The organism is Komagataeibacter ossonobensis (assembly GCF_057359305.1).
On sequence record NZ_JBXAYQ010000068.1, the window covers coordinates 1 to 9,688 of the forward strand.

12 protein-coding genes and 2 pseudogenes are annotated in these 9,688 nt (G+C 59.4%); 11 read left to right on the plus strand and 3 right to left on the minus strand.

Annotation, left to right across the window (positions count from 1 at the left end):
• On the minus strand, positions 1-99 hold a 99-nt coding region (locus AC1RQ9_RS17840), incomplete at its 3' end, for a transposase (RefSeq protein WP_485987991.1).
• A 70-nt stretch (positions 100-169) separates the two neighbouring features.
• Between AC1RQ9_RS17840 and AC1RQ9_RS17845 the strand changes: the two are divergent.
• The 6 genes and pseudogenes from AC1RQ9_RS17845 to AC1RQ9_RS17870 all read left to right on the plus strand — a co-directional run.
• Positions 170-541: pseudogene (locus tag AC1RQ9_RS17845) on the plus strand (VIT1/CCC1 transporter family protein); the annotation flags it as partial.
• 77 nt (positions 542-618) lie between these two features.
• Entirely contained in the window at positions 619-972 is a 354-nt protein-coding gene (locus AC1RQ9_RS17850; RefSeq protein WP_026019860.1) for an ArsR/SmtB family transcription factor, read from the plus strand.
• A complete protein-coding gene (gene arsC, locus AC1RQ9_RS17855; RefSeq protein ID WP_010510570.1) occupies positions 969-1,391 on the plus strand; it encodes an arsenate reductase (glutaredoxin) in 423 nt (140 codons plus the stop codon). Before AC1RQ9_RS17850 ends, arsC begins: the two co-directional genes overlap by 4 nt.
• Positions 1,391-2,686, plus strand: coding sequence for an arsenic transporter (locus tag AC1RQ9_RS17860; RefSeq protein ID WP_003631075.1), 1,296 nt, complete (start codon positions 1,391-1,393; stop codon positions 2,684-2,686). The genes arsC and AC1RQ9_RS17860 overlap by 1 nt, the downstream gene beginning before the upstream one ends.
• A gap of 23 nt (positions 2,687-2,709) precedes the next feature.
• Positions 2,710-3,408, plus strand: a complete 699-nt coding sequence (gene arsH / locus AC1RQ9_RS17865) for an arsenical resistance protein ArsH (RefSeq protein ID WP_025440028.1) — start codon at positions 2,710-2,712, stop codon at positions 3,406-3,408.
• A gap of 8 nt (positions 3,409-3,416) precedes the next feature.
• Positions 3,417-4,472, plus strand: a complete 1,056-nt coding sequence (locus AC1RQ9_RS17870) for an ArsO family NAD(P)H-dependent flavin-containing monooxygenase (protein ID WP_019092272.1) — start codon at positions 3,417-3,419, stop codon at positions 4,470-4,472.
• A gap of 133 nt (positions 4,473-4,605) precedes the next feature.
• On the opposite strand, the gene AC1RQ9_RS17875 is transcribed toward AC1RQ9_RS17870, so the two are convergent.
• A complete protein-coding gene (locus tag AC1RQ9_RS17875) occupies positions 4,606-4,968 on the minus strand; it encodes a winged helix-turn-helix transcriptional regulator (RefSeq protein WP_010510588.1) in 363 nt (120 codons plus the stop codon).
• Positions 4,969-5,083: 115 nt separating this feature from the next.
• Between AC1RQ9_RS17875 and AC1RQ9_RS17880 the strand changes: the two genes are divergently transcribed.
• From AC1RQ9_RS17880 to AC1RQ9_RS17895, 4 genes are all read left to right on the plus strand, one after another.
• Entirely contained in the window at positions 5,084-6,208 is a 1,125-nt protein-coding gene (locus tag AC1RQ9_RS17880; RefSeq protein WP_026019858.1) for an alkene reductase, read from the plus strand.
• Positions 6,209-6,224: 16 nt separating this feature from the next.
• On the plus strand, positions 6,225-7,595 hold the full coding sequence (locus tag AC1RQ9_RS17885) for an NAD-dependent succinate-semialdehyde dehydrogenase (RefSeq protein ID WP_019092270.1): 1,371 nt from the start codon (positions 6,225-6,227) through the stop codon (positions 7,593-7,595).
• Between the two features lie 460 nt (positions 7,596-8,055).
• Positions 8,056-8,310, plus strand: a complete 255-nt coding sequence (locus AC1RQ9_RS17890; protein WP_061498341.1) for an antitoxin — start codon at positions 8,056-8,058, stop codon at positions 8,308-8,310.
• Between the two features lie 8 nt (positions 8,311-8,318).
• The gene (locus AC1RQ9_RS17895; RefSeq protein ID WP_053324230.1) at positions 8,319-8,708 is read left to right on the plus strand and encodes a type II toxin-antitoxin system VapC family toxin; all 390 of its coding nucleotides are present in this window, start codon (positions 8,319-8,321) and stop codon (positions 8,706-8,708) included.
• A gap of 45 nt (positions 8,709-8,753) precedes the next feature.
• On the opposite strand, the pseudogene AC1RQ9_RS17900 reads toward AC1RQ9_RS17895, so the two are convergent.
• Positions 8,754-8,948, minus strand: a pseudogene (locus tag AC1RQ9_RS17900) (hypothetical protein); the annotation flags it as partial.
• Between the two features lie 202 nt (positions 8,949-9,150).
• Between AC1RQ9_RS17900 and AC1RQ9_RS17905 the strand changes: the two are divergent.
• A complete protein-coding gene (locus AC1RQ9_RS17905; RefSeq protein ID WP_217420458.1) occupies positions 9,151-9,642 on the plus strand; it encodes a hypothetical protein in 492 nt (163 codons plus the stop codon).
• Positions 9,643-9,688 lie beyond the last annotated feature (46 nt).

Consider the following 9,688-nt stretch of genomic DNA (forward strand, 5'->3'; position numbering starts at 1 on the left):
GATCCCATGCTCCCGGCACAGGTCAGGAACCGGGACACCGCCCTCAGCCTGGCGGATCACACCCATGATCTGGGCGTCAGTAAAGCGATCACTCTTCATCAGAATCTCCTCAATTCTTACGCTGAGAAAATTCTCATTCAAAAGTCACTCTTTTTATGGGGGAATTACCAGAGGACTGGATGGAGACCTCTCACACGAGGTCGCCGTCGCCCTTATGAAACATGATGCGCTCGGTGCTCATGCCAGGGATGAACTGGGTCTGTCCGAGGCCACAGCGGCAAGACCCATACAGGCGGTATTCGCCTCGGCAACCGCCTTTTCGTCCGGAGCCTTACTGCCCGTACTGGCAGCTGTTCTGACCCCTGTCGCGTGGGTATCCTGGGGCGTGTCCCTGACCTCGGTCGTGGTTCTCGCCGTTTTGGGCGTCGTCGGCGCGCTTGCCGGCGGCGCGGCGCCTCTGCGGCCAGCACTGCGTGTGACGTTCTGGGGTATTGTTGCGATGATCGTCACGGGCGGAATCGGCCGCCTGTTCGGCGTGTGACACCGTATTCCAGGTTTTGAACGAGGCATGTCCTGGGTAGTGTTGACTTCATCCATTATATCCGTGATCGTCGATTTATGGATACAGAATCTGCCCTCGCTGCCCTGAGCGCTCTGTCGCAGTCCACGCGAATGGAGATCTTCCGCCTGCTGGTGCGCCACGAACCGGACGGACTACCCGCCGGAGACGTCGCGCGGCATCTCGATGTCCCGCAGAACACGATCTCGGCCCATCTTGCCACCCTGACCCGTGCCGGCCTGCTGACCTCGCAGCGCCACAGCCGGCTGATCGTCTATCGTGCGCGCCTTCCGCGCTTGCGCGACCTGATGCTCTTCCTCGTAAGAGACTGCTGTGCGGGCAGCCCCGAACTCTGCGCGCCCCTGGTCGCGAACCTGTCCTCCTGCTGCCCATCCCGGGAGTCCTGCCCATGACCATCACGATCTACCACAACCCGGCCTGCGGCACGTCGCGCAACGTGCTGGCACTGATCCGCAACAGCGGCGAGGAGCCCCGGATCATCGAATATCTGAAAACGCCGCCGAGCCGGGCCGAACTGGTCGATCTGATCGCCCGTATGGGGCTTCCGGTGCGCTCGGTCCTGCGGGAAAAGGGCACGCCCTTTCACGAGCTCGGCCTCGATAATCCGACCCTGACGGACGATACGCTGATCGACGCCATGATCGCACACCCGATCCTGATGAACCGGCCGATCGTCGTCACCCCCCTCGGTGTTGCGCTCTGCCGTCCGTCCGAGGCGGCTCTGGAAATCCTGCCCAACCCGCAGCGGGGCGCTTTCGTCAAAGAGGACGGCGAGAAGATCGTCGATGAATCCGGAAAGCGGATCTCCTGATGCTGGCTCTTCTGCTTTTCGTTGTCACGCTGGTTTTTGTCATCTGGCAGCCTCGGGGGCTGGGCATCGGCTGGAGCGCAATGGCAGGTGCCGCCGTGGCCTTGGCGGCTGGCGTGATCCACTGGCATGACATTCCTGTCGTCTGGCACATCGTCTGGGACGCGACCTTCACCTTTATCGCGCTGATCGTCATCTCGCTGTTGCTGGATGAGGCAGGGTTCTTCCATTGGGCCGCCCTGCACGTCGTACGCTGGGGCAAAGGGCGAGGCCGGACGCTATTCCCGCTGATCGTGGTGCTGGGAGCGGCCATTGCAGCGGTTTTCGCCAATGACGGCGCGGCGCTGCTGCTGACGCCCATTGTCATCGCTATCCTGACGCAACTGCGCCTGAGCCATGGCGCGGCGCTGGCCTTTATTATCGCCACTGGGTTCGTCGCGGATACCACCAGCCTGCCGCTTGTCATTTCCAACCTGGTGAACATCGTCAGCGCCAATTTCTTTGGCATTGCGTTTGATCGCTATGCCGCGATCATGGTCCCTGTCGATCTGGTGGCGCTGGGCGCGACGCTGGCTGTGCTTTGGCTGTGGTACCGGCGGCAGGTGCCTGCGACCTATCCCGTCGCCGAACTGCCAGCACCCGCTGCGGCAATTCGTGACCACCATGTATTTCGGGCGGCATTTCCGCTGCTGGTCCTCGTTCTGGCGGCCTATTTCCTGACAGCGCCGTTTCATATCCCGGTCTGTGTTGTAGCCTGTCTGGCCGCCGGAACCCTGTTGCTCGTCGCCGGATATGGCCGGGTGATCCCTGTTCGCAAGGTGCTGATGGGCGCACCATGGCAGATCGTGATCTTCTCGCTGGGCATGTATCTGGTGGTGTATGGCCTGCGCAATGCCGGGCTGACCGACTACCTTGCGGCCGCACTGGTCTGGCTTGGCCATCAGGGGCCGTTCATCGCCACCATCGGCGCCGGCTTTCTGGCGGCTGTTCTGTCGTCCATCATGAACAATATGCCGAGTGTGCTGGTCGGGGCACTGGCGATCCAGCAGGCGCACGACATCACGCCGCTGACACGCGACCTGATGGTCTATGCCAACATCATCGGCTGCGACCTCGGGCCGAAATTCACGCCGATCGGCAGTCTCGCGACACTGCTCTGGCTGCATGTGCTGGCGTCCAGGAACCATCGGGTCACGTGGGGGCAATATATGAAGGTGGGTCTGGTGATCACACCTCCCGTCCTGCTGGTCACACTCCTGGCGCTGGCCCTGTGGCTGCCTCTAATCAGCCAGCCGTAATGCATGAATGGACCGATATCACAATGACTGAACCTGACTTGCCGGCCCTTCACCCCGAATATCTTGAACAGGTCGATCTCGCGCGGCTGGAACCGCAACCGCGTGTGGACCATCCGCCGCGTATCCTTCTGCTCTATGGCTCTTTACGCCCCCGATCCTTCAGCCGGTTGCTGGTGCTTGAGGCAGAACGCATCCTGAAGGTGCTGGGGGCCGAGACACGGGTGTTCGACCCGACCGGCCTGCCGGTAGCGGATTCCGTGCCCGCAAGTCATTCGAAGGTGCGGGAACTGCGGGAACTCTCGATCTGGTCTGAAGGCCAGGTCTGGTGCAGCCCCGAACGGCACGGCAACATCACTGCCGTGTTCAAGAACCAGATCGACTGGTTGCCCCTGACGGAAGGCTCGATCCGCCCGACGCAGGGCCGCACGCTGGCGGTCATGCAGGTTTCGGGCGGATCGCAGAGCTTCAATTCCGTCAATGCCCTACGGGTGCTGGGCCGGTGGATGCGGATGTTCACCGTCCCCAATCAGTCCAGCGTGCCGATGGCCTATACCCAGTTCGGTGACGATGACCGGATGAAGCCATCCCCCCTCTATGACCGGATGGTAGATGTCATGGAGGAGCTGATGAAGTTCACATGGCTGCTGCGCGACCGGGCCGACTACCTCGTTGATCGCTACAGCGAACGCAAGGCGGAATTCCGTCTCCCGGAAAGTCTGTGAGCCGGGCAATGGCGGAACAGTTCGATGTTGTGATCGTGGGAGGCGGTCAGGCGGCCCTCGCCGCGTCGTATTTTCTACGACGGACCGGACTGCGTTACGTCATTCTTGATAACGGGACGCAGGCGGGTGGTGCATGGGTGCATGGCTGGGACTCCCTGCATCTGTTTTCACCCGCGTCCTACAGTTCGCTGCCCGGCTGGCCGATGCCAGACACGCCGGATGGCGGCTATCCGACCCGTGACGAGGTGTTGGACTATCTGCACCGCTACGAGGCGCGCTATGCGCCGCCGATCCGCCGTCCGGTCATGGTCGAGTGTGTGGAGCGCGCGAACGGAAAACTTCTGACTGTCAGAACCAGCGCGGGTGATTTTCTTGGCCGTGCGGTTATCGGGGCGACCGGTACGTGGTCAGCCCCCTTTGTTCCCGATGTCGCGGGGCGTGACCTCTTCGGCGGGACGCAACTCCATTCCAGCCATTACCGGAATGCCGCGCCCTTTGCCGGCCGACGTGTACTGGTGGTGGGTGGGGGCAACTCCGGGGCACAGATTATGGCGGAGCTGTCGCTTGTCGCTCAGGCAACATGGGTCACGCTGCATGATCCCATCTTTCTGCCCGATGACGTGGACGGACGGGTCCTGTTCGAGCGGGCGACCGCTCGCGTTCTCGGCGGCCCGTCGGCCATGCCCACCAGCGGCTTTGGCGATATCGTCATGGTCCCACCTGTGCGCGCCGCCAGGGAGCGAGGCGTGCTCCACGCGGTGCGCCCGTTTGTACGTGTGACGGCGACGGGCGTCGTCTGGCCCGACGGGCGGGAAGAAGCCATCGATAGGATCATCTGGTGTACCGGCTTCCGACCCGCGCTCGGTGTATTTGCATCACTCGACGTGATCGAGCCGGACGACTTGATCCGTGTTAACGGGCAGCAGGCCGTCAGGGAGCCACGTCTCTGGCTGCTGGGTTATGGCTCCTGGTGTGGGCCCGCATCCGCCACGCTGCTGGGCGCCGGCCGTGTCGCCAGATCCATGGTCCGGCAACTGGCGGCCTGGCTTGCGTCGCCGATATAGAAGGTCTGCTTATCGAAACTTTGAGCAAGTCTGAACACGGCCGAGAAGAGGGCGACTGCCGCCAGTCTGCTTAATTCTTGAAGCCGACAGGCAGATTGCTGCAGGAATTGTCCATAACGCTTCGCCGTCAATCTCAATCAGCAGCTGTGTTCCGCTGGACAGAATGCGCATACCGATCCCCCCACTTCTTGAGCGCCTGAATAACTGGCTTCAGCGTCTTTCCCAGCTCGGTCAGGGCGTAGTCCACATGCGGTGGCACCTCGGGAAAAACGGTGCGTGACACCAGTCCGTCTGCCTCGAGTTCGCGCAACTGATTGGTCAGCATCCGCTGCGTGACGTTGGGAAGACGGCGGCGCAGTTCGCCGAACCGCAGCACTCCGTCCTCGAACAGGTGATACAGAATCAACGCCTTCCACTTCCCGCCAAACAGTTCCAGCGTGGCTTCCACCGTGCAGCCGGGGCTGCAGGCCAGCGTGGTATGACGGATGCGAGGCATGGTATCATTCCTGACACTAGTGGCGGTTTATGTGCGTTCTTGCGCATAAGATGGGGCGGGTCAATGTTTACAGGCAGGCCGGACGAATGGCCTGTATTTGTAAACAAGGTTGGTCATGTCTTCATCTTCTTTATTCAGGCCTGTGCGGCTGGGAGATCTGCCTCTTGAAAACCGGATCTTCCTGCCGCCATTGACACGTTGCCGCAGCACTCAACCGGGGGACGTCGCCAACGCGCTCATGGCCGGGTATTACGCGCAGCGCACGCAGGCGGGTTTCCTGATTACCGAAGGTACGCAGATCGAACCCCGCGGGCAGGGCTATGCCTGGACGCCAGGCATCTATTCACCCGAGCAGGTCGCGGGCTGGAAGCTGGTCACCGATGCGGTACACGCAAAGCGGCGGCCCATCTTTGCACAATTGTGGCATGTGGGCCGCGTGTCCCACCGGGCATTGCAGCCCGGTCATGAGGCACCGATCGCTCCGTCCGCGGTCGCGGCAACAGGCGTAAACGTGTTCATCCCCACGGGGCCGGGTACAGGAAAGCTGGTACCCCCTGATGTGCCACGCGCGCTGACCATTCCCGAAATCCAGGAACTGGTGGAGATGTATGCACAGGCGGCGCGCAACGCGCTGTCCGCAGGCTTCGATGGGGTAGAGATCCACGCAGCCAATGGCTACCTGATCAACCAGTTTATCTCCGAACGGGCCAATTTCCGCATCGATGCCTATGGCGGCAGCCTGTCCAATCGCCTGCGCTTCCTGCGCGAGGTGGTCGAGGCCGTCTCCGCCGTCGTCACGCCCGACAGGATGGGCGTGCGGTTTTCCCCGCTGTTCGGCACGACGACGGAAGAGCGCGTCTATCTCGGCCTGCTGGAGGACAATCCAGCGGAAACCTACACGGCAGCCGTGCGCGTACTGGCGGAGGCGGGCATCGCCTACGTCTCGCTGGCCGAAGCCGACTGGGACAATGCGCCGGAAATGCCGGATGCCTTCCGCGCCAGCGTGCGCGACATCTTCGGCGGCCGCATCCTGTGCGCGGGCCGTTACGACCTGCACAAGGCACAGCATGTGCTGGGCCATGGATGGGCGGACATGATCGGCTTTGGCCGGAAATTCATCGCCAATCCGGACCTGCCCGCGCGGCTGGAACATAACTGGCCGCTCAATCCGCTGGACCCGGCGACGATGTACGGCGGCAGCGCGCATGGCTACACCGACTACCTTTTCCATAATCAATAAACAGGGAAACGGACCAATGAGTTTTTACCAGACCCTCAACCCGACAACGGAAACCGTGGAACGCACGTTTGAACTGCATACTGCCGCGCAGATGAAGGCGATTATCGATCGCGCGGACCATGTGTGGAAGACCGACTGGAAGAAGCGCGACATCGCAGCCCGCAAGGTCATCATGTCAAAGGCTGCCAACCTGCTTCGCCGTGACCGCATGACACATGCACGCCTGATCGCGACCGAAATGGGTAAGGCGCTGCCTGACGCGCTGGAAGAAATCGACATCACGGCCGACATCCTCTCCTACTATGCCGAGGGCGCGGAGAAATTTCTCGCTCCCACGCCCCTGAAGGTCAAGGAAGGCCATGCAAAGATCATCAACCAGCCGCTTGGCGTAATCTACTGCATCGAGCCTTGGAACTTCCCCTATTACCAGCTTGCCCGCGTGGCGGGGCCGAACCTGATGGCAGGCAATGTGGTCATCGCCAAGCACGCGCCCAACGTGCCGCAATGTGCGCTGGCCTTTGAAAAGCTGTTCCACGAGGCGGGCGCGCCTGCTAGTGTCTATACCAACATCTTCCTCGACAACGATCAGTCCGCCGAACTGATCAAGGATTTCCGCATCCGTGGCGTCGCCCTGACGGGCAGCGAACGCGCGGGCCAGACGGTCGCGGCCGAAGCGGGTGCGGCGCTGAAGAAGGACACGATGGAACTTGGCGGTAGCGACGCGTTCATCGTGCTGGATGACGCGGATCTTGAACTTGCCGTGAAGTGGGCGACATGGGGCCGGTTTGCCAATAACGGGCAGGTCTGCACGGCGGCCAAACGGATGATCGTGCATGAGAAGGTCTACGACGCCTTCCTCGCGGGTCTGAAAACCGCGATCACGCAGTTCCGCATCGGCGATCCGCTGGCTGAGGGTACCACCCATGGCCCGATGAGCAGCAGGAAGGCACTCGACACCGCACTGGCGCAGACTGACGAAGCGGTCAAGGCAGGCGCAACGTTGGTGGCCGGGGGCAAGCGGATGGAGCGCAAGGGTTTCTTTATGGAGCCGACTATCCTGACCAACGTGTCAAAGGACAATCCGGTCTTCTATCAGGAGATTTTCGGTCCCGTTGCCGTCGTGCATAAGATCGCATCGGAACACGAAGCCATCGAACTGGCCAATGATTCTCCTTATGGCCTCGGCGGGGCCGTGTTCTCGCGTGACCTTGGCCGGGCGGAACGGGTGGCCGAAGCGGTCGAGACCGGCATGATGTTCATCAACACGGCCACGGCTGCGGCCCCTGAACTGCCGTTTGGCGGGATCAAGAACTCTGGCTTTGGCCGCGAACTGTCCTTCCTCGGCATTGAGGAGTTTATCAACCGTAAGCTGATCCGCGTTGCCTGAAGATTAGGCGAACGCTGCTTTCTGTCCCGGATAAAATCCTGTCCGGGGCAGAGGTGTGCTACTCATCAAGTTAAATGCCACCTGCGGCTCAAGTGATACGAAGAAATGGTATATGCCTGCTTTGGCAACCGCACGATTAGTCATCGAATGACCGGAACTAGGCGTAAGCGGAATGCCTGGATCTGTCCGCGTGGTTGTCGGGACTTCTGCTTGATTGGCAGATTTATCATCATCTTCTGGTTTTCGACACACGGGGCCTTTTTTTATGGTCTCCAACCTACTTGCGATAAGTGGTATTATCGCACGTAGGTATGGGGAAGGGGGCCTGTTTTCGATAAAAGACAGAGTTTGAAGTTAGGTATGAAATAAAGTAAGTCCATACGGCCACGCGTGGGTTTGATGTTGCGTCGTTTGGATCTAAATGATAGATATCAATGATACCTACTCCAAGGAGGTGGACATGTCTGATACAGCCAAAATTTTTATGACCGGTCGCAGCCAGGCCGTGCGTCTTCCTGCAGCTTACCGATTTGACACATCAGAGGTCACAATCCGCAGAGATCCACGTACCGGTGATGTCATTCTCTCGCCGCGTCCCCTGGGGTGGGGTAAGGCACTTTCTGCCATCCGGCAGGCCAAAGGGACTGAGCTTTTCCCTGAAGGTCGCAACCAGGATCAACAGGACAGGGATCCATTTGCTGTGTGCCTAACGTGATTTCTTATATGTTCGATACCAATACAATAAGTGATATCATACGCGCGGACGAAAGAGTGCTCTCACACGTGGAGGCGCTTGATCCAGGCCGGTGTTGTGTCTCGGCCGTAACCGCCGGAGAAGTTGCGTATGGACTAGCCAAACGCCCATCGGCAACTCGATTACTGCGTCTGACACGCACTGTCATGGATCGGCTGACCATACTGCCCTGGGATCATGGCGTAGCGGAGCGCTACGGCAAATTACGCGCTGAGCAAGAGCGGCATGGTCAAATTCTTGGGTCTTTGGACATGATGATCGCCGCACATGCCCTGACAGAGCATCTCGCGTTAGTGACCAGTGATCAGGCTTTTGCTCAGGTTCGGGGACTTACTGTGCTGAACTTTCGAAATTCGTGAAAACTGAACAAACGCTTATTACATTGTCTCTCAACAAACCAGAAATCAGAACATAGCGTTGACTGCAAACTGCGGGGAAACCTGTATACTTTTGTTGTGACCTGCAAAATAGAACGCAGAGCCGACGATTACCCCCCAATTTGCATTCCAGTTATATTCAAATGCAGGCGCGATCTGCCAGTCTGTTCCGGCTGTTCCTGTTTTATGAATATACGTGCCGTTATTATCATGCCCCCGCAACCACTTCCATCATAAATCTCTCATCATCGACGTCTGATCGCCATGAAATGCTGGCTTATCAGACAGTTGCACGTGTCCCGCTCCTCGAAAGAGGGGCGGGTAATCGCGCGCGTCCGCACCACGCCATGGCCAACAGGGCCGCCCCAACTGGTTTCTCCGATCCGTTCAAAACGTAACGTAGAAACTAATGAGGAATATCATCATGCGCGATGACGCAGTGAGAATGCTGTCGGGGCCAAATCAGAGGGAATGGTTGGCACGCAATACCAGATATGACCCGGAGACTGGCCGTCTTCTGGTATGGAACATCATTACATGGAAATGGTGTCTGGCGACCTCGGAAAATATCCTGGAGCTTTGTCCTCTGAGTGTAAGGGGCTTTGGGGATCCGGATGACATCTGGACGGACGTCCGCAGTAAGGCCAGCAGGCAGTCTTATGATCCGCAGCAGCGCGGCGATACTCCTGATTATAGTGAAGCGGAACGAAGTGCGTGGCTGAGGGAGAGCCGCCGCCGGAAATGCCTTCCCGAACGCATTGAAATTTTCAACGTGATACAGGGCCGGTGGATAGCGGTCACCCAGGAGAACCTAGCGGAGCATTACGCCCGCGGCTATTGGGACCTTATCGGGTTGGGTAACGCATGGGAGGAAATCGACGCGGAAATCTCACAGAAGGGTTGTACATCGGGTTAGATTATGAAAAAGTCTGTTTTGCACAAAAGAAATTTTCGTAAGCTAT